This is a genomic window from Chryseobacterium sp. S90 (genome assembly GCF_047444895.1).
Lineage (GTDB): Bacteria > Bacteroidota > Bacteroidia > Flavobacteriales > Weeksellaceae > Chryseobacterium.
In genome coordinates this window covers 1,017,535-1,039,518 of the sequence record NZ_JBLGCX010000001.1, presented here as the reverse complement: position 1 = coordinate 1,039,518, position 21,984 = coordinate 1,017,535, and the positions used below count along the sequence as shown (strand labels likewise).

Genomic DNA, 21,984 nt, shown 5'->3' with positions numbered 1-21,984 from the left:
AATCAAATTTATGAGACTTTTTGATTTTTGATTCCTGACCCTTGTCAAGGTTTTAAACCTTGACAAGGGTCAACAAAGTTTATCAGAAACAAAATAAAAAACCTTCAGATCAGTTCTGAAGGTTTTTATATTTAATCTGTCGGATATTGATTTTAATTACGCAGAAACTGCCCAATTCCAGGTGAATCAAAAGTAAAGGCATTTTGATTTTCAGACTTATCAATTTTATTACTGATAGTCAGTGCCCATAATACTAATTCTTTACAGAAATTCTGATCTTCCGGACTCAGTTCAGACGTATTTTCTTCCACTACAGCAACGAGAGGAGCTGTCCCATCGAGTTTAGCATAAAATTCTTCATCTGTATCATTATAATTAAGTTCCAGATGATTTTTATTGAACCATCTGATCAGGTCGGTATAAGGAGTTTTGATGCCTTCTTTTTCAAGTTTTGAGATGCGTGGAAACAGGCTTTCAAATTGAGTCATAACCGCTTTGTCAATCAGTATTTTGGCAACATAATCAGCGCCTTCCTGTTCTCCTTCATATACCAGTTCAATTTTTCCTGTGATGGAAGGAATAATGGACATGAAATCAAGTAAGCGGACAGTAGTCCGTTCAGTTCCGGATTCAATCAAGCGTAATTTGGCTGCTGCAATTAAATTCTCCATAGCACTGATGGTCAAACGGGCACTGACACCGCTTTTTGCATCTACATATTCACTGATACGCGCTGCAAAAGCTACTTCCTCCAAAAGATCTTTCGCCAGGTCAGGAATCTGTATCTGTGCTTTATCTTCAGCAGAAATTAATGCTTCCTGTTCTGTGATCTGTCTGGCAAGAGCAATTGTTTTGGGATAATGGGTGAAAATCTGGGACCCGATTCTGTCTTTCAGTGGAGTTACAATACTACCTCTGTTGGTATAATCTTCCGGATTGGCCGTGAAAACAAACTGAATATCAAGTGGCATTCTCAGCTGGAAACCACGGATCTGAATGTCTCCTTCCTGCAAAATATTAAACAGGGAAACCTGGATGCGGGCCTGTAAATCAGGTAATTCATTTAAAACAAAAATAGAACGGTTCGCACGCGGAATCATTCCGTAATGTAAAACACGCTCATCGGAATAAGGAAGTTTTAAAGTAGCTGCTTTGATGGGGTCTATATCACCAATTAAATCCGCAACATTTACGTCCGGAGTAGCCAGTTTTTCATAGAAACGGTGTGAACGGTGTACCCATGAAATCGGAGTTTCGTCACCCAATTCTTCAATCAGATCTTTGGCATATTTTGAAATTGGCTGGAATGGACTGTCATTGATTTCCGATCCTTTTACGATGGGCATATACTCATCAAGCAGGTTGACCATACTTCTTGCAATTCTTGTTTTTGCCTGACCACGTAAACCCAGTAAATTGATGTGGTGACCGGCAAGAATAGCTTTTTTCAATTGGGGAACCACGGTGTCTTCATAGCCCCAAAGTCCTTCAAATACAGGTTCTTTAGCTTTAATCCTGGCAATTAAATTTGCCTGAATTTCTTCATTAATCGTTTTATGAGTAAAACCGGAGTCTTTTAATTCTTTGAATGTAATATCGTTTTTCATTGTCTTGTAATACTATTTATCTGATCAGATTTTCATCATAAATGGTTTAAAATCTGATTTTTATATTCTTCTTATTCTGTTTTTTTCGTAATCCTCGAAGATCATTTGCCCTAAACCTGACAGCCCTGTCAGAAACGCTTTTCCTTTGTTCTGAGCTGTAAATTCTTCTACGAACTGACGCAGGTAAGGATCTTGGGCAATCATAAAAGTAGTGATCGGAATTTTCAGTTTTCTGGCTTGTGCTGCTCTGTTGAGACATTGGTTCACAATCTTTTCATCCAGACCAAAGCTGTTCATATAAAATTCACCGCTAGGCAGCTGAATACAGCTTGGTTTTCCATCGGTGATCATGAAAATCTGCTTGTTGGTATTTCTTTTTCTGCGAAGAATGTCCATGGCCAGCTCCAGGCCGGCTACAGTATTGGTATGATAAGGCCCTACTTTTAAATAGGGAAGGTCTTTGATTTTGATGGGCCACGCTTCATTTCCAAAAACAATAATATCAATGGAATCTTTTGGGTATTTCCGTTTAATCAGTTCCACAAGTGCCATGGCAACCTTTTTCGCCGGAGTAATACGGTCTTCGCCATATAAAATCATGGAGTGGCTGATGTCGATCATCAGGACGGTACTCATCTGGGCCTTATGTTTGGTTTCTTCTACAATGAGATCATCTTCCGTAAGGCGCAGGTCTGAGATTCCGTTATTGATTTGTGCATTCTTTAAACTTTCAGTCATGTTTACGGCGGCTAAGTCGTCTCCATATTGAAATGAACGGTTTTCGCCATCGCGTTCGTCCCCAATTCCGGTTTTGCTGGTGCGGTGATTTCCCGCTCCGTTTTTCTTCAGTTTTCCGAATATCTGATCTAAAGCATACTCTCGAAGGGCAGCTTCCAGTTTTGGGGTTAATATATTTTTGCCTTTTCCACTTCCGGTATTGCCTTCTTCAGGGTCTTCTTCTTTGATATAGCCACGTTTTTTCAAGTCTTCTTCAAAATCCTGAAGAGTATATTCATCACTGAAAATATCATATTCCTTATCAAGCATATCAAGCCATTCAAAGGCTTCTTCAAGGTCTCCGGAAGTATGGGTGAGCAAATCTTTGAAAACATCAAAGACCCGGTCAAAATGTGATAATTCCTCCGGTACATGCTTACTGAATATAAAGCCTTTTCCGGGATTAAAATTTTTATCTGTCATAAGATGATTAAGCTGTTTTGCTGTTATTTGGTTTGAATATTTCAGAGCATATGATGAATTGTCTGAAGTATTCTTTAACTCGTTTCAATCTGAAAAGTTAGGAAAATATCATCTCAAGATTTCCTTAGAGAAATAGAAAAAACTAATGATTGTGATATGAAATTAGAATATAAGACCTTATCTTTTGCAGGTCTTGAATAGTATATGATATAAAAAAATGCACAATATAAGGGTTGTGCATTTTTAGTATTATAAGAAATTGGCTTTTTTATTCGTGATATTTTAGCCCGTCTAAAGCTTTATCAACCTTTTTATTTTCGCCATATAAAATTATACCCACCAGATCCAGATTGTCTGCAGTATGTTTTGCTATTTCGAGAACATTTTCTTCACCTGATCTGGTATCAAAAAGCTGTCGGGTATAGATTCCTATTGCCAGTTCACGGTCTTTTGCCCTGCGGAATGCTCTCTGAAGCTTTTCTGCATTATCTGCTTTATAGATAAGGGTAGGGTGTTTGATAAAAGCTAAATATTCCTCGTGATCTGCAGTGATGAACTTCTCACCATGAGTTTCGGGAAATTCAATTGCGATACTTCCAGCCAAAAAAGAAACAACATTAAGTTTTTGCCATGGCAAGAGGTCGTCTTTGATAACGATAGCCACTTTTTTATCGTACATATTTTAATTTTTTAGATCTAATTCCATCTGAATATTACAACGCTGATAAGGTGTTGAACGTCCGGATACTTTCTGGAAGCCCAGTTTGTAATACAGATTAATGGCGGGCTTCAGGATGGTATTGCTTTCAAGATATATTTTTGATGCTCCGGATTCTTTTGCTTTGCTGATGATAGCCTGGCCCAGCAGCCAGCCTATATTCTTTCCCTGTGCTTTGGGAGATACAGCCATTTTTGCCAGTTCAAAATCATAATCAGGGTCATCCATTTTGATAAGAGCGCAGACCCCGAGCGGTTCTTCATTGTATAAAGCAACAAGAATCTTTCCTCCTTTATTTAAAATATATTCTTCAGGGTTATCCAATGCTTTATAGTCTGCATCTTCCATTTTAAAATAGGCAGAGATCCATTCTTCATTAAGTGCTTTGAATGCTGATTGGTATTTCGGATCATAATCAACGATCTTTACATTTTTACTTTCGCGGGCCTTTTTCTGTTCTTTTACTCTTGAAAGCAAAGATTTCTGTTCAAAAAGGTGCTCCCATTCTGCAAGTGCTTCCCAGAGATTGTGTGTTGCTTCGTCAATCATTTCATCAATGGCATGATCAATATCTATGCACTGGATTTTTATATTTTCAGAAAGTTCTTTTCCTTTTTCTGTAAGTCCGGCAATATTTCTCCTCTTATCATTTGACTGCTGATTGTCCTTAACCAATCCTGCGGTGGTCATTTCTTTAATGATTTTGGTTACTGATGGTTGAGAATGTCCTATTTCTTCAGCGATTTCGGTAATGGTTTTTGAGCCACCTTCGGAGAGAACGAAGAATACCGGAAACCATTTTGGTGAAAAATCAGCACCATAAAGTTCATAAATCTTTGCTGCTTCTTCTGTAATATTTGAAGCCATAAATCGCAACCTGCTCCCCAATGCAATTTTTCCTGTTTTTTCAAATAAATCCATAAGTATAATTAATTATATAACTAGTTATGCGAATGTAATAAATTAATAAATACTGCAATAAATATTTTGATTAAAAAAGCATGATATTAATTTAATAATTTTAAAATGAGTGTATTATGTTTTTTAAGTTGTGAATTAATGCGAATTAAATACAATAAAGCTCCGAAATAATCCGGAGCTTTATTTATACACATCATCTTACTATTATGTATTTAAGATTACCATCCCAAATAATATTCACGATCCAGCCAGTATGGCCAGTCTAATTTAAAATGGGTCTGGAGCATTTTTTCAGCTTCACAGAAGGCTCCTTCCACCCAACCTTGCTGATCTGAGTAGGCTTCCCCGATAATATGAATATGTTCATCTGGTAAAGGTTTTCTCATATAAGGCATGACATCTTTCACTGAGAAACCTGCCTTCCATGCATGATATCCTGCACCATAAGGATCATCTGTCCAGTCTCTGAAATAAGTTACATAAGGCTGTGGGATATCTATACCGTGTAATTCTTTCAGCTGGTTCATCAATTCATTCACCATAAATTCTGTAGCCTGAACATCATCAAACTTATGCAATTCTTCCAGTGATGCAGATCTGGCAGCTCTTACTTTAAACAAAACTTTGTCATCAGAAAGTGCTTTCCAGAATGTTTCCGTTTCCATATCTCCGTAGCTTCCCAGCAGCATAGAATTTTTAGTTTCTTCATCAGTACCAAAATAATAACATTGTCTCATAGGTAAGTCTGTAATGGAGTGTCCGGAATAAATATCAAGATCTCTCCACCACGGACCTTCAAATCCCATCAGGATTTTAAATGCAGGCTCCATAATGATAGAGCGGATATTTTTATTCAGTTCCTGATGTCTGTTCGCGTCAAAAAAGAAGTTATTCTGATCCAGAAGTTCGAGAGATTTTCTCGGCATACCCAATACTATTGAATTGGCATATACTTTCCATGTCGTGTTACTCTGTATATTCAGGAAAGTAAGTTCGTATTTATGAGTTGCAATTAAATGATGATCTTTGGTAAAGGTAATCAGTTTGTTTTCAGACCAGATGCGGGCTCCCTCGTATTCCATATAAGTGTTGGCTATTGCATAAGCAATGCTGTCATAACCTTCTTCAATGGTTTTATAGGTTGTATTGGCAGAAAAATCTCCTACCATATACGGAAATGCCTCAGCAGAATTCCAGTTGATGGTATTGGAATAATATCCTCCGGCGTTGGCCAGAAACTCATAGCCTTCCTGAGAAACCTGGTCTTTGATTAAATTCCAGAAACCGATATCATTTACCAGACGTTTGTCGTAAGGAGAACCGGGGAAATTGTACATCAGTCTTGGTTTTATAACATCCCAGTCCCGACTGGTCAGTTTGAATGTATAATCATAGCCGTTAGGATCTGCAATGATCAGTTCTTTATAATTTTCAGCTACCCATGCATCTGCCATTAAAACATTGTAAATGATTTTATTGAATAACTGATCAGAACTGAAACCTTCATCTCCTTCATTCAGATAATAACGGGTAATCAGTTTGTTATCATGTTTCTGTTCTTCTGTCCAGGCATTCTGTTTGAAACGTTCTTTTCTGATGTACATCAGAAGTTTTTCAGGTTCTCCCATATGGAATGGGATAGGAGTCATCTTATCTTTCAGAACAGGAGTTCTTTTGCTTAGGTCTTGCTCTTTCAATGGATAACCTTCAATTAAAGTAGTTACAATTTCCTGAGAAGTCAGATAACGCATTCCTCCAAGCTCTCCCCAGAAATTCATTCCGGGCATGACTACGGATTCCAGTCTTCCGCCCAACTTGTCACTCATATCGAAGACCTGTACTTCATGAGCCTTGTACTTATTATCGGTCACCAAACGGAAAGCAGTGTATAATCCGGAAGTTCCGGCACCAATAATGGCTACTTCTACTTTCAGATCGGGCTGCATTCCCGGATACAGCGGTGTTTCTTTATTTACGTTTTTTTGATTCATGGTTTTATAATTTTTTAAAGTGCTAAGAAATATTTATATCCTAATCGGAATGGAGTAATGTCAAAATCAGTATGTCCGTCTAAGGCAAGATCAGACATGATTTTACCTAAGAAAGGGGTGAATTTTGCGGCCCATCCTGTAGCATAGACCACTATATTTTTATGGTTGGGTACATAAGGAGGAGCAAAATCAATCAGTAATTCTTTATTAGGAATTGTGCTCAAAGCAATAAGACAAGTTGAGGTATATTCCGGAACTATGCTAAGACCAGTCATATGATTGTCTATCCACTGAGACGTATAGGCCAGTTCCTGCGGGTTTGGAATCAATGTTCTGTCACTTGGCTCTTCCAAAGGATTGATGACAAAATCCGGTGCCACACGGATGTATTCCGGATGATCCCATTCAACGGAAGGGAAGCCGTAAAACTGATTGCCATTATCTCCCGTTGCATTCTGGAACACAAACCAGGTCGGATACAGTATCGAAGGATCAGTCTTTTTGAAATAAGCGGAAGACATATTCCAGTATGAAGCTTCTATTTTAAAATCCAGTAAGTTGATTACACTGTTGATGTAAGGGCCCGGGATAATGGCCAGTTTTTTGGCAATATAAATTCCATTGGGAGTAGTAAGCTCAAAAAGTTCACCGTTTTGTTTGATTTCAAGTACAGGAGAATCTTCTCTAAGTTCTACGGTTTCTTCTTTCTGGCAAAGGCTTAGAAGCGTTTCAATAGTTGCTTTGAAATTAATGCTGGCTCCATCAGGCTGAAACAGTCCTACGTAATTGTCAGGCAGGTTTTTGAAATGATACTGCTCTTCAATTTCCTTTGAAGTTAAGTTCGTATAGGGAACACCTAGGGCTTCCAGAGCTTTCTCTGCTTCAGCAATATTTCCTTCAGTAGAGTGTACTTCAGGATCTCCAAACCAGAGTGTACCTACTTTATCAAGCAATTGGGTATCTGTCTTTTTTTGAAGTTCATCCCAATAAGGTTGGGAATCCAAAGCCATTTGTACCATATATTCATCCGGATAAGGGATCCGGAACTGGCGGGATACTCCTGCTGAACTGCCAAGCTGATTCACAAAGGTGTATTGTTCCAATACCAAAGTCTTAGCCTGACGCTGACCGAGGTGGTAGGCCGTTGCCAGACCTATTGCTCCTCCGCCAATGACGATTACGTCGTAGTTTTCTGTAATCATAGGTTATTTTGTTTTATTTTTTATAATCGTATTGAAGAGATACAGAAAAGTAAAGACGGCAATCAGTAGAAATGTACGACATTGCTGGTCTTCAATAATCTCCGAATCTCATTCATACGATGGATGATGTGTAGAGACAAATCTGCCGGTACATGTGAATATTATGGTTTCCCATGGAATATTGTCACTATTAATAAGCATTTCAAAGTAACAAAGAAGAGGATATATGTTCTTAGAGTGTAAATTACCAATTGTGGTATTGAGTAGAAATACTTAATGGCCGGAAAGTTTGTCGGGCAGGGGAATAATGATTCTTTAAAATGACTAAATACAGGAGTGTAAGGCTGATTTTTTTATGCTCTGTTGATCAAATATTATTCGGTAGATATAATAAAATAAGCAGATGCAGAATATTTTACAGAGCATCAACTTTTGCAATTGATCTAAAAAAATAGATTTACGTAAATAAAACTAAATGTTTACAAAGCATTTTAATAGTAAAAAAAAATAAATTCTGTGAGTTTAATCAAATATTCATTATTATAAGAAGACAAAAATTACTTTAACTTTGCGAATAAGATGATATACTGCTATTATGAAATTGTTGAAAATAATAGTATATTGTTGAAGGCTAATATCTAATGGACTTATGTAGTCAGGAAATTAATTTAACTGATAAACAAATATGAAATATAAATTCTTAAATTTTAAATTGAGAAAACTTGTTCATTACTCATTGATCCTTTGTATTTTACTGATACAGGTCATTATCGCCATATTTTTTTATAACGAATTTGTCAACGGGAAGAAGCTGAAATTTATTAAAGACCAGCTGGAGGAAAGCCGTGCATTGGGAGGATTGACAGATAATTCCAGGAAGGATTTTCTGGATGCTCAGGAACATCTTCAGAAATATATGGCTACTCAGGATAATAAAGAGCTGCAGCTATATTTTCAGTCGTTGAGAAAACTTAAAATCAATTTTGATAAGATTGGTGAATATGAAAATACAAGCCCAAGGCTGAAAAAGAACCTGGCTGCTCACCGTCAGGATACCCTGAAGACGGCAAAACTGAAAACATTGATTGATTCAGTATATCAGACATCTCTGAATCCGCCAGCAAACATAGAAGAGAAGCAATATGAACCCACAAAGTATAAAAATGACTTTGAAGACCTGAAAATTCAGACCCGTACATATGCCGATACTGTTAAAAAGAAAGGGTTTTTCGGTCGTATAAAAGATGCTGTAACAGGGAAAGTGGATGTTCAGAAGGAAAGTACGGTAATTACGATGACCAACAATAAAACCATAGATCTTTCTCAGGTAAAATCCAAGATGGATAACACGATAAAGTCTATGGATAAGCATTATGCCGCTGAAGTAAAAAAGGTACAGATGCTTGCTGCCCAAAGTCAGAAAAATAACCTGCAGTTTTACAGTAACTTTAGTAAATTGCTTGTTTACAGCAACGGATTGATTGAAGTCTATGAAAATGCCATCAAAGATTTTAAAACAGAACTGGAAAAAGAATATAATGAGCAGAGCTCTAATAATAACAGGATTAGGACGTATCTGGTATTGGGATTGATGATTCTTATGTTTATTGTATCTATTCTGATTATGTATTTTACAAGACTGGCGTTTATTTATGAACAAAAACTGGATGCTGCCAATAAAGAGATTAAAAAGAACCTTAATTTTAAAAACAGAATTCTGGGAATGCTGAGCCACGATCTGAGATCTCCGTTAAAAATTATCAATATTTTTATAGATAAGATCCACAGAACTACAGAGGACGAAACGATAAAGGATTATCTTAAATCCATCAAGTTTACCAACAGTACTCTGCTTCTGCAATCTAACCAGATCCTGGAATACACTAAAAATGAGAATGCTGAAAAAGAACTTATAAAATCGGTTTTCAATCTTAAAGATGAGATCAGTTCTATTGTGAAGGTCATTACCCCTTATCTGGAAACCAGAAACAACAGATTTGTGGTAACAGACAGAATTCCTGAAGAGGTAGAGGTTTATTCGGATAATATAAGAATCAACCAGATTTTTATGAATATTCTTGGGAATGCCAATAAGTTTACAGAAAACGGGCAGATTGATCTCGTTATGGCTATAGAACCTATAGGAGAAAACAAAATTTCACTGATTACAACGGTAGGAGATACCGGAGTCGGGATATCAGAATCTGATCTTGGTAAAATTTTTGATCCATACTATCAGGGAATGGTTTCTGATGAGGTAGATAACCTGGGGGCTGGGCTTGGTCTTAACCTGGTAAAAGAAATTGTAGAGCTTTTCGACGGTGATATATCGGTGGAAAGTAAATTACACAAAGGAACAAAAGTGACATTCAGGATCAATTTAAATCGTAATAATAATGGAAACACCAATTCAAAATAAAGAGATTATTTTCCTGCTGGCAGACGATCACAGCATTGTACGTCAAGGAATGGAAATTGTGATCAGTGATATTGTTCCCAACGCTAAAGTCTATCAGACTTCATCCTTACACCAGGTATTGGAGCTGATAGAATCAAAAGGAGTTGAGATGGCTATCATTGATGCACATTTCCCGGACGGAAACAGTCTGCATATTCTGCCCCAGATGAAAAGTGTAAATCCTGATATTAAAGTCTTGATTTTTACAGGGCTTGAAGAGGATCTGCATGGCCTTAAATTTATCAAAGCAGGGGCTAACGGCTACCTGAGCAAACTGAGTGAAGAGGAAGAGGTAAGAGAAGCAATCACCACTTTTATAGAGAAGGGAGAATATTTTTCTGATCTTTTGAGGAATTTATTGGTGCAGCTGGTCTACAATCCGGACCTGATAAGCCCTCTCAACAGTCTGACCAAACGGGAATTGCAGATTGCAGAACTCTATGCCGAAGGATATGGAAACCTGGAAATTTCAAACAGCTTGAATATCAAACAGAATACGGTAAGCACAATCAAAAAAAATATTTTTGATAAACTAAAGATAGAGAACATGGTTGAACTGGTGGACCTCATTAAAACACACCATAAACTATAGCAGTCTGTAGGATATTTTTCACTTCTTTTTGTCAGATAATTCAATTTTATCGATAAATATCTATAAGCGAATCGAGATGTATCGATGGGGTTTGTAGAGGATTTTATTTTGTAATGTTGTTCCTTTGTACTGTGAAATTTAAGTAATGAAAAAAGTAAATCAAAATACTTATTCAGGTTTTAAATTTCATACACAAAACAACAAATGATTATAACTATACAATTAATAAACAATAGTTATAGAAACACAAATGATGAAATTAATAACACACTGATGAAATTAAACGTGGTGATGAATAACCTTAAACGGGCTTCTTAAAAAGCCAGATGAAAAAAACACAAATATATATAGAGAGGTTCAGTTGACAGGTTACAATTACAAAACAAAAAAGGAGGCAGACAGCCTCCTTTTTGTTTTTTATCATTTGATAAACAGATGCTGTAATCTATATCTTAGTTTTGTACTCAAAAAGATGACAGGAGAAAAAGATTTGGCCGTTCTGCTTCAGAACATGGAACCGGTATTGAATGCCGGGGAATATGTATTTTGTACTGTTGAAAACCTCAGTGAGATACCGGATATAGAAAAGGTTTTGTTTTTCTTTCGGGAAACTGAAGCGGTTACTATTGTTTTAAAAAAAGAGATGGCAGATGAATGGAGTATGACTTACAGTTATATTACTTCATGGATTACTCTGAATATTCATTCTTCTCTGGAAGCTGTAGGGCTCACTGCAGCTTTTGCAAATGCCCTGAAACAGGAAAATATCAGTTGTAATGTAGTTGCCGCTTATTTTCATGATCATATTTTTATTGCAAAAGAAGATGCTGAAAAAGCCATGAAAACCCTCAACGCATTGAAAAAGGCTTAAGAAATTTCAAAAAATCATCTTCATATTTTCCACTTGTAATTTTCACCTTCAAAAATGTCTGATTGAATTCCTAAAATGTCCTGTTGATAAAGCTTTTGCGTGTTCTGCCTGTTTTTGTGTTTTATGTTTGCACCATAATCAAACAAAAATAAACTACAATGAAAACAATCAGAAAAATTTCAGCCGTTAGCCTTTTATGCTTAACTCTTTTTACCGTAGTGACAGTTTCCTGCACTGAAGAAAATGAACCTCCCACGGTACAGGAGGTACAAAACAGAAACCATCAAACCGCCAAAACCCAATTCATAAACGTTAAAGGAAATACTATTGCATACCGCGTTTTAGGAAAAGAAGACGGGATCCCATTGGTGCTTCTGCCGGGATTAGGTGGGTCTATGGATGACTGGGATCCTGCGGTGACAGACGGACTGGCAAAAAAATACAAAGTAATTATCTTTGATAACAAAGGAGTAGCTTCATCAAAAGGAACAACTCCCAATACTGTTCAGGCGATGGCAGATGATGCTGTCGACTTTATCAATGCATTGAATTTGAATAAAGTGAATATTATGGGGTTCTCAATGGGAGGGTTTATTGCTCAGAAAATTGTACTGACGCATCCTTCACTGATTAATAAAGTAATTTTAACCGGAACAGGGCCTCAGGGAGCAATCGGATTATCAAACTTACCTAATATTATTGCAGGAACAGCGGGATTAAGTCCTGAAGCCTCATTTTTGAAATTCGGATTTACAGAATCGGCTCAGAGTATTATGGAAGGAAAAGCATCTTATGCAAGAATCCAGCTTCGTACAACAGACAGAGATCTTCCGTTAAATGACGCTGCTTCAAATTCTCAATTTACGGCTGTATTGACCTGGGCTCAACCTAATGTTGATGCTCTTACAGAAATAAAAAAGATCAAAAACCCGGTATTGATTGTTCATGGTGAAAATGATCTTCCTGTGTCTGTTCAGAATGCCAAAAATATGGCTCAGAATTTAGATCAGGCAGAATTGGTGATTTTTCCGGATTCAGGGCACGCCTCTTTTTATCAATACCATGATACCTTTGTAGCGAAAGCAATTGAGTTTCTTGGGAAATAGATTTTATTTTTAAAATTCATAAAAAAAACAACTCGCTGCACACACAGTGAGTTGTTTTTTTATTGATGAAAGACTTAGCTGAATTTTTTCACAGCTTCCACGCTCACCGGAGTAAAGAAATTAATCATGTTTCCATCCGGATCGCAGAACAGAAGTGATCTGTTTCCCCATGGCATTGTTGTAGGTTCCTGGATAATTTCGGACGCTATACTTTTTATTCTTTCATATTCATCATCTACATTTTTAACCATAAATTCAATAATGGTTGATTTTGCTCCTGCGAACTCTGTAAGACCTTCCGAAAACATCTGCATCGTCCGGGTACTTCCGATGGCAATGGTTATGGAATCTGCTGAGAGTTCTGCAAAATCTTCAGTGTACCATCTGGCAGTTGCTCCCATGATTTGTTCGTAAAATTCTACTGCGGCTTTGATGTCTTTGCTGATGAGCCTTAATGAGGTAAGTTTCATAAGATATTTTTTGTTTAAACTAATTTAAACAAAGGTAACAGGTAGTTATGACAACAGTTTGTCAGTAGAAAATTGAAGCTTTTAGACTAAATTATTTTACTAATAAAAATTAGCAATATGAATTAACCGCTTAAAGTCGATGATCTGTATTTTCCGCCCTTCAGATTTTATGAGTTTTTCCTGTTTAAAATCATTGATGATGCGCGCTAATGTTTCTCTGGCTGTCCCTACCATATTTGCCAGATCTATACGGGAAAGGGAAATGAATACTTCCTCGTCAGGGTCATCATTTGATTTGTACTTATCATGGAGAATAAGCAAACTCAAAGCAGCCCGTTCTCTGACTGTACGATGAGATAAAACAGCAATAAGATTGGCCATGACGCTGAATTCATGACTTAAAGATTTTAGCAGTAAACTTGAAAGTACTGATGACTGGTCAAGGATATCCAGAAAACTATCTTTTGAAATAAATGAGATAACAGAATTTTCCAATGTTGAGGTAGTGTCTCCATAAGATTCATTGCTCAGAATGGCAGAATAACCGAAAAATTCACCTGAGCTATAAATGTAAATAATCTGTTCCCTTCCGTCATTATCAACCTTGTATTTCTTTATTTTTCCTTCATTGAGGTAGTAAACGCCGTTAGGTTTTGTCCCGTCAGTAAATATAGGCTCATTTTTACGGTAGTTCCTGGTTTTCATTGCTTCTGTAAGCAGATTCTTATCATATTCAGGAAGCTCATCAAAAAGATACTGATTATTGAAAATAAATTTTGAGATCATAATTTTTCTATACAGGATATTGAATAAACGCTCGGTTTTTTAACTTAAATCACATTTTAAACTGATGCAGATCACCAAGTTTTTTTCCTAAACGAATTACTTTTACAAAAGTAATAAAATTGATTTTGAATTAAGAAACAGAACATTTCAGAGCGCTGCAGAGAAGCTGTTTTTGTTTTTTGTACGGTCTGTAATTTATTACTGAAAATACACAAAAGGGATATGTAAATCTATAAAGAACACTGGATAAATATTTAAGCGGACATGTTTTTCACAGTTTGACACTGACATTTCTAAATTATTTTTTTTTACTTATTTATCTTATCCAGCTGTTCTTTTTGGCAAAAGTATCCAGATTCTATAGAGATTTAAGATGTTCAGACATAGAGGGAAAAACAGAACTTATTTTCACAATCTTAAGCTGGCATCAGCACTTTCATTCGTTGCCGGAATAGTGAATATTGTAGGTGTTTTGTCTGTTAAAGTGCTTACAACCAATATAACAGGACACTTTGCTTTCTTTTCTGAAGAGATTCTTCTGGATCATTACAGCGAAGCGCTTACTTATTTTCTGTTTATTATCTGTTTTCTCGGTGGAGCCTTTTGTTCCAGCTTCCTGGTTGAATTTTCATCAGGACACAGGACAGTTCGTCCGCATCTCATTCCTTTAATAACCGAAATCTTAATATTAGGATTTGTAGGAATGTCGGGTTATGAGGAATTAAAAATTTCGGTATCTCCTCATGCAATTGCAGGACTTTTGCTGTTTGCAATGGGAGTTCAGAATTCATTGGTGACAAGAGTATCTCAGTCTGTAGTGAGAACTACTCATCTTACGGGATTATTTACTGATCTGGGCATAGAACTTTCAAAGCTGTTTTTTAAAGAAAGAAAAAATGAACAGCGGCAGCTTAAAAAGAATATTACGCTGAAACTGGTGATTATTGCCTGTTTTTTTTCAGGATGTATCATTGGTGGTTTTGGTTACAGCATGATTCAGTTAAAAACACTGATTATGACTGCAGGGTTATTGTTCTGTGTAATCCGGTACGATAAACTGCTGTACAAATATTATTCTTTAAAAAGGAAGTTGAGATAAAACAAAATAAAAAAGGATATTCCGGTGATTGGAATATCCTTTTAAACTTATGGAGTTACAGGCTGGATCACAAAAGTCTCCGTATCTGTTGTATGGGCGGAAAAATAACCCAAAGCTCCATTGTTGATATTACTTGGAGGATTGGCTGGAGTAGCACCACCGCCATTGCCTCCGGAAATCTGAAGCAGCGCACTATAATAAGTGAATATATTGTTATCAATAGACTGCATTTCTACATGGATTTTGTCGCCTACTATCACTTCATGGTCTCTGCCGTCGTTATCATCATTAGGCAGAATCAGTGGCTGTTGGTTAGGCATTCCGTTATTTACATTGTCTGAAAAGGTATTCATGTATTTTTTAGGAAGATCATTGATCGTAAAACTAAAAAGATAACGGTTGCCAAGCGGCATCGGATCGGTAAAGATCGGTAAAAGGGTATAAGTAGTTTTGGTGCCAAATTTGAACGAACTCTGTTCAAGTCCGTCAAAATGAACAATTTCAGGCATGCTGCTCTGAGCGGTATACTGCTTTCCTTCCGCCTGTATCTTCAAAGTATAAGTTCTTCCGGGCTGACCCACAAAAGTGGTTGTCTGATACATACCGTTTCCTGTGTACTGCAGTGTTTCGGTTTGGCCCGTATTATCACTTAAAATAACCTGAGCGCCGGTTACAGCCGGATATTGATTAGGTTCTGAGAAACCTACTGATTTTGTAATTCGTACAGTATAAGGCCCTGGTTCATTGGTTACATTTCCTTCGATGACAATATTTCCGCCCTGATTATTCAGGTCCAGATCGATCTCTTTTTCACAAGAGGTTAATGCGAAGAGAGATAATATGATATAAAAAGTATTTTTCATGATTTAGAATTTGAAGTTATAAGTGATATTGGGTACCCATCGGAACAGAGAAGTCTGCATTGCACGTGTTGTTCCGGGACGATCTGGATTGTCTTCAAAATTGATTGTGTAGGCATTTTCTCTACCATACAGGTTATAAATACCAAAGGTCCATGAACCGCGGAATCGCTTATTGGATGTTGGCTCATAAGTCGCACTCAGATCCATTCTGTGATAAGCAGGCATCCTGTCAGCATTTCTGTTGCTGTACTGGAATATGGTTTGTCCGTTCAGCTCATATTTTCCGGTAGGGAAGGTAACGGCATTTCCTGTGCTGTAAACGAATAATCCTGAAAAGCTCCATTTCGGATTAAGCTGATAAGTGGCAACGATAGACAGGTCGTGGGTTTTATCCATTCTGGCGTTGTACCATTCATTATTATTAATTCCGTTGATCTTTCTTTCCGTTTTAGAAAGAGTATAGGAAATCCATCCTGTAAGTTTTCCGCTTTTCTTTTTGGCAATAAGTTCCAGCCCGTAGGCTCTTCCTTTTCCGAACAACAGTTCGCTTTCTACATCAGATCCGGCATCAAATCCAATCTGAGCCCCATTTTTGAAATCGATCTGATTTTTCATGGATTTATAATAAACTTCAGCATTCAATTCATAATTATTGTTGTTGAAATTTCTGCTGTAGCCCACACTGATTTGGTCTGCAATTTCAGGTTTTACTGTATAACTGCTTCCTATCCACTGGTCAGTAGGATTTCCGCTGTTGCTATTGCTTAAAAGGTGAAGATTCTGCGTGTTTCGGGAATAACCTCCTTTTACACTGCTTACTTCATTGATCCGGTAGTTAGCACTGATTCTCGGTTCAGGATTCACATACGTTTTCCCGAATTTTCCTTTCTCTAAGAATTTACTGTCGGTAAGTACCCCGTTTTCATATGTATTGAAAGTATCTCCTCCCAATACACTGAATATCGCAAGTCTTACTCCGTAATTGATGGTTAATTTTTCTGTTGCTTTAAAATCATCATTGATGTACACTGCGTTTTCCCATGAGTATCTCGGATTTCTTGGGAAACTGCTCACTGTAGTACCGGAAGCGCTACTTGGAGTAAGGGTATGATAAATAGACTGAAGGCCGAAGCGTACAGAATGTTTATTTCCGGCAAACCAGGTGAAATCCTGTTTAAGATTCCAGTCACGTATTTTTGAATTTAAATCAAATACCGTATCATCATTTTTCAGACTGATTTTATAATCATAATTACTGTAGATGAATGAAGTATTGGAGAATAGCTTACTGCTGATAATGCTGTTCCATCTCAAAGTGGCCGTAGTATTTCCCCAGTCTGTATTGAAGGTGTCTCCCAGTCCCAGAACATCTCTTCCGAAATACCCGGAAAGATAAATACGGTTGTTTTCGTTGATCTGGTAATTGGCTTTCAGGTTGAGGTCATAAAAATATAACTTGTTATCCTTATAATCTTTGTTGGTTTTAAGAAACAAATCCGCATACGTTCTTCTTCCCGAAACAATGAATGATGATTTTTCCTTCTGAATAGGCCCTTCCACACTCAGTCTGCTGCTGATAAGACCGATTCCACCATTCAGGTTGTAGTCCTTATTATTTCCGTCTTTCATTTTGACATCCAGTACAGACGAAAGTCGGCCTCCGTACTGTGCAGGACTGTTTCCTTTGATGATGCTGGCATCTTTCAGAGCATCACTGTTGAATGTACTGAAAAACCCAAGAAGGTGAGACGCGTTATAAACAGGTGCTTCATCCAGTAATATCAGATTCTGGTCGGTAGCACCCCCTCTTACACTGAATCCGCTGCTTCCTTCACCGTTACTTTTGATACCCGGCAGAAGCTGTATTGTTTTCATCACATCCTTCTCCCCAAAAAGAACAGGGAGCTTTTCTATACTTTTTATATTTAACGTTTCAGCTCCCATTTGAGCGGATGTTAAATTTTTATCCTTTTTAATAGCGGTTACCACTACTTCGTCAATGGCCTTTGTTGTCTCTTCCTGAGGCAGAAGAGGAAGATCAAGTTTCATATTCTGATCTACTGTGATCTGCTGTTCAAAATCTTTATATCCCGGATTGGAAATAATGACGGTATAAGTACCTGCAGGAAGTGAAAGAGAGTAAAATCCATACTCATTGGCTGTAACGTTGATGCTAGGATCTTCACTTACTTTTACTGATACTCCTATGAGCAGCTCACCGTTTTTTTTGTCTTTCACAGTTCCGCTTACAGAATAGGTTTGCTGGGCTATTGCCAGGGTACTGAAACAGAGCGCTGCGGTGGCAGCGGTAATTTTTAAAAAGGATGTTTGCATTAGTTTATTTTAAAGTAGTAGATCTCTTGTATAGGAATTAATGTTTTGTTGATGTACGATTAGTTAGATGAATAGGGGATTTGTTACACGTAACAAATTAATTATGAAATAAATCCATTGAAAATGGGTGCTGTTGAAAATGGTAAAAGCAAGAATAAGGTGAGACTGTTACATAAAAAATAATATTATGCATTGTATATTGATTTATTAATTGTTTTTTAGTTAATTATGTTAAAAAATAAATTATTAACGGTTGTTGTGTGAACTTTATTGCTGTTTGTTATAAAAATTATACCCCTGAACACTTAAAGGGCTTTTATATCCTGTGACATAAAGACCTTTTTAATTTAAAAGGTTCTTTCGGAGCTTTTGATCAGAATTTTAGTCTTATCTTGGCTAAGAATTAAGAGGAAAGAGTATGGAAAATGTAAAAATATGGATCAGGAAAAATGGTTCAACTGCAATACTGACAATATTATTCATTATTGTATTGGTGAATAAAGATGCAAAAGCATGGCTGATGAGACAGGTTGCTTCCACAGGAATCCTTAATTCCAGTATATCAGAAACAAAAGAGGATCAGAATGCTTCAGCACGAGTTTCCTACGCCGGGTTTATGCTGAAAAATGAAGATGGAACCATCATTAATATTTCTGATTTACAAAATAAAGTAGTTTTCATTAACTTTTGGGCCTCATGGTGCCCTCCCTGCAGGGCAGAGTTTCCCTCAGTTCAAAAGCTGTACGATCATTATAAAAACAATCCGGATATGGTATTTCTTACCGTAAATCTGGATGAAAACACTGCTCTTGGAAAATCATATTTAAAAGAAAAAGGCTTTACAGTTCCTTTTCTGGTACCGGCTGGCAATATTCCCGGAGTACTTTACAGTGGATCATTACCTACAACCATTGTGCTGGATAAAAAAGGCGAAATTCGTCTGCATCATAAAGGATTAGCAGATTATAGTAAAGATACTTTTTACCAGCAGATTAATGAGCTGTTGAAACAAAAGCCTTAATTTTTACAGCTATGATTTCTTTTGTCATATTAACTCTAGTAGAAATAGAATCTGAAATATTGAAAGTGAAAAGTCCTTTGCAGAATTTTTCCAAAACAATACTATTTCCTTTCTCTGAACGGTACAGGAACTGGGTCACTCAAATACCAACAGCCGAAATTTCTTCTGAAACGATCCTGTATAATTCAGTTGAGGCTGTCAATGAGAATAAAGAATTTGAGCTTACTGATTATTGGTGTTTTGCAGGTAACGGGCAGGGTGATCGATGGTTCCTGAATATTAATGATCAGGTTTTTTTCTATAATCATGATTATGATGAAAAGACGGAACCTATGAATATTAATTTTGAAGAATGGTTGCAAATGGCTTTTGTTATCCGGCAGTTGGATGTTTATTTCGATGAATACGACAACATCCCGGAACCTGTTCAACAAGAGTTTTATAAAACCCTGAATAGGCTTCATCCAACATTAAGTGATGTTTATCCGTTTACATTTTAACACTGTTTATATCATCAATTAAATGTCTTGATGAAAAAAGAGTACTTTTATACTACAAGAAATAGAACATGCTGCATTTGCTAAGGTCTCACATTGAAACAATTATTCCTCTTAATGATGATGAATTTGAATTCATATCATCCTGTTTTACCTATAAAAAATACAGGAAACATCAGTTTTTAGTACAGGAGGGAGAAACGGTGCCTTATAATTATTTTGTTCTGAAAGGTCTTCTGAAACTTGTTTATACCGATGAAACCGGAAAAGAACACATTATTGGATTTGCAATGGAAGACTGGTGGGAAACAGACTTTCCGGCATACTATCAGCAAACTCTGGCAACGATGTCCTTGGAATGTCTTGAAGATACAGAAGTATTGTGTCTTCAGTTAGAAGATTACAAAAAGCTGTGTGCCCATCTGCCAAAACTGGAACATTTTTTTCTGGAAAAAGCATATATGGGATTTATTACTGCTCAGCAACGAACCATTTCCATGATGACAACCGGAATAAAAGAACGATATGATCAGCTTTTGAAAAAGTATCCTTCTCTTGTCCAACGTGTCCCAAAATCTCTTTTAGCCGCTTATTTAGGCGTTTCCAGGGAAACTTTAAGCCGTCTGCCATTGTAAAAAAGTGATCGGACTCACCTCATAATCGTGATCCGGATCACAGGGATTTGCCGTATTTGTTCTGCAATTTTGTACCGTAACATATAACAATTCATACAATGGAAAAAAGAACGGTTAACCCATGGAAATGGCAGGATGAGAGAAGCTATTCTCAGGCTGTAGAGGTAAAAAATGTTGAAAGTACTTTATACTGCTCAGGGCAGGCGGCTATTGACCCCGATGGAACATCCAGTGATAAAGATATGAAATCACAGCTGGAACAGGCTATTGCCAACCTGGAAGAAGTGATCCACACAGCAGGATATGAATGCAGCGGTATCGTAAGATTAAATATCTACACAACTTCTACTGAAGAACTCTGGCCTTATTTTCCCATTCTTCAGGAGTGGATTGCCCAACATAAAATACAGCAGGCGGTAACGATGCTTGAAGTAAAAGGGTTGTTTGAAACATTAAAGGTTGAGCTTGAAGCAACGGTAGTGAAATAAGTGATAAATATGAGTTAAAATACAGACCTTCAAAATATAATTTGGAGGTTTTTTCTTACATTTATCTTATACCAATTAACATTGATCGAGACATTATGAATATTCAACTTTTTTCAAAAAATGCTTTAGTGGGAGGGGCAACTCAGGGAATAGGAGCAGGAATTGCTCTGGAATTGGCAAAATGCGGAGCGAATGTTACCGTTATGGCCCGCAATGAAACAAAGCTTAAAGATTTCGTTTCTTCACTGCCGGTCATCAATCCGGAACAGAAACATGAATATCTGGTGGCTGATTTCTCAGACTTTGAAAATTATAAAAAAATTATAACAGGATATTTTAATGACCATTCTGTTGATATTCTGGTTAATAATACAAACGGTCCGGAACCAGGTTTAGCACTCGATAAAACTCCGGATGATTATCAGAAAGCATTTGATCTTCTATTTAAAACGGTTTGCAAAACAACACTATTGGCTCTGCCTTATATGATCCAACAGAAAAACGGCCGTATTATCAACGTTTCTTCTCTGTCTGTTAAAGAACCAATTGGAAGTCTGGCATTGTCAAATTCTATCCGTTCTGCGGTCATTGCGTGGGCAAAAACTCTTTCTAATGAAATTGCACAACATAATATCACCGTAAATAATGTTCTTACAGGATATTTTGATACTGAACGGATTCAAAAACTGGTTGCTCATGAAGCTCAGCAAAGTGGTGATTCGGCGGAAGAAATAAAAAAAGCAAGAGAAAATAAGATTCCCATGAAAAGATTCGGGCAGCCGGAAGAATATGGCCACCTGGTAGCTTTTCTGGCCTCAGAATATTCAAATTATCTTACCGGAACAAGCATTCCTTTGGATGGAGGATTGAATAATACATATTAAAAAATGGTAATTCCATACAATTTTACACTAATCCTGTTATTTTATGCCTCTGTCATTCTGAATGTAACGAAGTGAAGTGAAGAATCTAAGCAGCATATGAGATTCTTCCTTCGTCAGAATGACAATGGTGTAAGGTTATTATCACCTTAAAAACTTATAATTAATAAAGTATATTTAAGTTTTTTTAAATCTTTATTTTCTTCTTATATGAACTTTTTTATACAGGTTCATTGTAAACTAA

20 protein-coding genes are annotated in these 21,984 nt (G+C 36.8%); 10 read left to right on the top strand and 10 right to left on the bottom strand.

Going from position 1 to position 21,984, the window contains the following annotated elements:
* Positions 1-152: 152 nt before the first annotated feature.
* From ACLMCG_RS04835 to ACLMCG_RS04810, 6 genes are all read right to left on the bottom strand, one after another.
* Positions 153-1,607, bottom strand: coding sequence for a sigma 54-interacting transcriptional regulator (locus ACLMCG_RS04835; RefSeq protein WP_413959008.1), 1,455 nt, complete (start codon positions 1,605-1,607; stop codon positions 153-155).
* 60 nt (positions 1,608-1,667) lie between these two features.
* Entirely contained in the window at positions 1,668-2,807 is a 1,140-nt protein-coding gene (locus tag ACLMCG_RS04830; protein ID WP_413959007.1) for a vWA domain-containing protein, read from the bottom strand.
* A 268-nt stretch (positions 2,808-3,075) separates the two neighbouring features.
* Positions 3,076-3,486 carry a DUF2000 family protein gene (locus ACLMCG_RS04825; RefSeq protein ID WP_413959006.1) on the bottom strand — a complete coding sequence of 137 codons (411 nt, stop codon included), beginning with the start codon at positions 3,484-3,486 and terminating at the stop codon, positions 3,076-3,078.
* Positions 3,487-3,489: 3 nt separating this feature from the next.
* A complete protein-coding gene (locus ACLMCG_RS04820) occupies positions 3,490-4,446 on the bottom strand; it encodes a GNAT family N-acetyltransferase (RefSeq protein WP_413959005.1) in 957 nt (318 codons plus the stop codon).
* Positions 4,447-4,664: 218 nt separating this feature from the next.
* A complete protein-coding gene (locus tag ACLMCG_RS04815) occupies positions 4,665-6,437 on the bottom strand; it encodes a flavin monoamine oxidase family protein (protein WP_413959004.1) in 1,773 nt (590 codons plus the stop codon).
* A gap of 14 nt (positions 6,438-6,451) precedes the next feature.
* Complete coding sequence (locus ACLMCG_RS04810) at positions 6,452-7,639, bottom strand: FAD-dependent oxidoreductase (RefSeq protein ID WP_413959003.1); 1,188 nt, start codon at positions 7,637-7,639, stop codon at positions 6,452-6,454.
* A gap of 712 nt (positions 7,640-8,351) precedes the next feature.
* Between ACLMCG_RS04810 and ACLMCG_RS04805 the strand changes: the two genes are divergently transcribed.
* The 4 genes from ACLMCG_RS04805 (at position 8,352) to ACLMCG_RS04790 (ending at position 12,666) form a co-directional block, all read left to right on the top strand.
* Positions 8,352-10,058 (top strand): sensor histidine kinase, encoded by a 1,707-nt coding sequence (locus tag ACLMCG_RS04805; protein ID WP_223599129.1) that lies wholly within the window; start codon positions 8,352-8,354, stop codon positions 10,056-10,058.
* Positions 10,036-10,689 carry a response regulator gene (locus ACLMCG_RS04800; RefSeq protein ID WP_413959002.1) on the top strand — a complete coding sequence of 218 codons (654 nt, stop codon included), beginning with the start codon at positions 10,036-10,038 and terminating at the stop codon, positions 10,687-10,689. Before ACLMCG_RS04805 ends, ACLMCG_RS04800 begins: the two co-directional genes overlap by 23 nt.
* A gap of 472 nt (positions 10,690-11,161) precedes the next feature.
* The gene (locus tag ACLMCG_RS04795; RefSeq protein ID WP_413959001.1) at positions 11,162-11,560 is read left to right on the top strand and encodes an ACT domain-containing protein; all 399 of its coding nucleotides are present in this window, start codon (positions 11,162-11,164) and stop codon (positions 11,558-11,560) included.
* Positions 11,561-11,718: 158 nt separating this feature from the next.
* Positions 11,719-12,666 (top strand): alpha/beta fold hydrolase, encoded by a 948-nt coding sequence (locus tag ACLMCG_RS04790; protein WP_413959000.1) that lies wholly within the window; start codon positions 11,719-11,721, stop codon positions 12,664-12,666.
* A gap of 74 nt (positions 12,667-12,740) precedes the next feature.
* On the opposite strand, the gene ACLMCG_RS04785 is transcribed toward ACLMCG_RS04790, so the two are convergent.
* Together ACLMCG_RS04785 and ACLMCG_RS04780 are read right to left on the bottom strand one after the other, a co-directional pair.
* Positions 12,741-13,136, bottom strand: coding sequence for a VOC family protein (locus ACLMCG_RS04785; RefSeq protein ID WP_413958999.1), 396 nt, complete (start codon positions 13,134-13,136; stop codon positions 12,741-12,743).
* 99 nt (positions 13,137-13,235) lie between these two features.
* Complete coding sequence (locus tag ACLMCG_RS04780; RefSeq protein WP_413958998.1) at positions 13,236-13,922, bottom strand: Crp/Fnr family transcriptional regulator; 687 nt, start codon at positions 13,920-13,922, stop codon at positions 13,236-13,238.
* A 373-nt stretch (positions 13,923-14,295) separates the two neighbouring features.
* Between ACLMCG_RS04780 and ACLMCG_RS04775 the strand changes: the two genes are divergently transcribed.
* Complete coding sequence (locus tag ACLMCG_RS04775; protein WP_413958997.1) at positions 14,296-15,021, top strand: YoaK family protein; 726 nt, start codon at positions 14,296-14,298, stop codon at positions 15,019-15,021.
* Positions 15,022-15,068: 47 nt separating this feature from the next.
* On the opposite strand, the gene ACLMCG_RS04770 is transcribed toward ACLMCG_RS04775, so the two are convergent.
* Both ACLMCG_RS04770 and ACLMCG_RS04765 read right to left on the bottom strand, forming a co-directional pair.
* Entirely contained in the window at positions 15,069-15,884 is an 816-nt protein-coding gene (locus ACLMCG_RS04770) for a DUF4249 domain-containing protein (RefSeq protein WP_223599122.1), read from the bottom strand.
* A 3-nt stretch (positions 15,885-15,887) separates the two neighbouring features.
* The gene (locus ACLMCG_RS04765; RefSeq protein WP_413958996.1) at positions 15,888-18,218 is read right to left on the bottom strand and encodes a TonB-dependent receptor; all 2,331 of its coding nucleotides are present in this window, start codon (positions 18,216-18,218) and stop codon (positions 15,888-15,890) included.
* Positions 18,219-18,636: 418 nt separating this feature from the next.
* On the opposite strand from ACLMCG_RS04765, the gene ACLMCG_RS04760 reads away from it, so the two are divergent.
* The 5 genes from ACLMCG_RS04760 to ACLMCG_RS04740 all read left to right on the top strand — a co-directional run bounded on the left by ACLMCG_RS04760 (position 18,637) and on the right by ACLMCG_RS04740 (position 21,743).
* On the top strand, positions 18,637-19,239 hold the full coding sequence (locus ACLMCG_RS04760; protein WP_413958995.1) for a TlpA family protein disulfide reductase: 603 nt from the start codon (positions 18,637-18,639) through the stop codon (positions 19,237-19,239).
* Between the two features lie 11 nt (positions 19,240-19,250).
* Positions 19,251-19,739, top strand: coding sequence for a hypothetical protein (locus tag ACLMCG_RS04755; protein ID WP_413958994.1), 489 nt, complete (start codon positions 19,251-19,253; stop codon positions 19,737-19,739).
* Positions 19,740-19,807: 68 nt separating this feature from the next.
* Positions 19,808-20,371, top strand: coding sequence for a Crp/Fnr family transcriptional regulator (locus tag ACLMCG_RS04750; RefSeq protein ID WP_413958993.1), 564 nt, complete (start codon positions 19,808-19,810; stop codon positions 20,369-20,371).
* Between the two features lie 98 nt (positions 20,372-20,469).
* Entirely contained in the window at positions 20,470-20,859 is a 390-nt protein-coding gene (locus ACLMCG_RS04745; protein WP_413958992.1) for a RidA family protein, read from the top strand.
* 95 nt (positions 20,860-20,954) lie between these two features.
* Positions 20,955-21,743, top strand: a complete 789-nt coding sequence (locus tag ACLMCG_RS04740; protein WP_413958991.1) for an SDR family oxidoreductase — start codon at positions 20,955-20,957, stop codon at positions 21,741-21,743.
* The last annotated feature ends 241 nt before the right edge of the window (positions 21,744-21,984 follow it).

Bases quoted from the DNA above. Each gene is read 5' to 3' on its own strand.
- ACLMCG_RS04835 (WP_413959008.1), bottom strand. From the start codon at position 1,607: ATGAAAAACGATATTACATTCAAAGAATTAAAAGACTCCGGTTTTACT.
- ACLMCG_RS04830 (WP_413959007.1), bottom strand. From the start codon at position 2,807: ATGACAGATAAAAATTTTAATCCCGGAAAAGGCTTTATATTCAGTAAG.
- ACLMCG_RS04825 (WP_413959006.1), bottom strand. From the start codon at position 3,486: ATGTACGATAAAAAAGTGGCTATCGTTATCAAAGACGACCTCTTGCCA.
- ACLMCG_RS04820 (WP_413959005.1), bottom strand. From the start codon at position 4,446: ATGGATTTATTTGAAAAAACAGGAAAAATTGCATTGGGGAGCAGGTTG.
- ACLMCG_RS04815 (WP_413959004.1), bottom strand. From the start codon at position 6,437: ATGAATCAAAAAAACGTAAATAAAGAAACACCGCTGTATCCGGGAATG.
- ACLMCG_RS04810 (WP_413959003.1), bottom strand. From the start codon at position 7,639: ATGATTACAGAAAACTACGACGTAATCGTCATTGGCGGAGGAGCAATA.
- ACLMCG_RS04800 (WP_413959002.1), top strand. From the start codon at position 10,036: ATGGAAACACCAATTCAAAATAAAGAGATTATTTTCCTGCTGGCAGAC.
- ACLMCG_RS04795 (WP_413959001.1), top strand. From the start codon at position 11,162: ATGACAGGAGAAAAAGATTTGGCCGTTCTGCTTCAGAACATGGAACCG.
- ACLMCG_RS04790 (WP_413959000.1), top strand. From the start codon at position 11,719: ATGAAAACAATCAGAAAAATTTCAGCCGTTAGCCTTTTATGCTTAACT.
- ACLMCG_RS04785 (WP_413958999.1), bottom strand. From the start codon at position 13,136: ATGAAACTTACCTCATTAAGGCTCATCAGCAAAGACATCAAAGCCGCA.
- ACLMCG_RS04780 (WP_413958998.1), bottom strand. From the start codon at position 13,922: ATGATCTCAAAATTTATTTTCAATAATCAGTATCTTTTTGATGAGCTT.
- ACLMCG_RS04775 (WP_413958997.1), top strand. From the start codon at position 14,296: ATGTTCAGACATAGAGGGAAAAACAGAACTTATTTTCACAATCTTAAG.
- ACLMCG_RS04770 (WP_223599122.1), bottom strand. From the start codon at position 15,884: ATGAAAAATACTTTTTATATCATATTATCTCTCTTCGCATTAACCTCT.
- ACLMCG_RS04765 (WP_413958996.1), bottom strand. From the start codon at position 18,218: ATGCAAACATCCTTTTTAAAAATTACCGCTGCCACCGCAGCGCTCTGT.
- ACLMCG_RS04760 (WP_413958995.1), top strand. From the start codon at position 18,637: ATGGAAAATGTAAAAATATGGATCAGGAAAAATGGTTCAACTGCAATA.
- ACLMCG_RS04755 (WP_413958994.1), top strand. From the start codon at position 19,251: ATGATTTCTTTTGTCATATTAACTCTAGTAGAAATAGAATCTGAAATA.
- ACLMCG_RS04750 (WP_413958993.1), top strand. From the start codon at position 19,808: ATGCTGCATTTGCTAAGGTCTCACATTGAAACAATTATTCCTCTTAAT.
- ACLMCG_RS04745 (WP_413958992.1), top strand. From the start codon at position 20,470: ATGGAAAAAAGAACGGTTAACCCATGGAAATGGCAGGATGAGAGAAGC.
- ACLMCG_RS04740 (WP_413958991.1), top strand. From the start codon at position 20,955: ATGAATATTCAACTTTTTTCAAAAAATGCTTTAGTGGGAGGGGCAACT.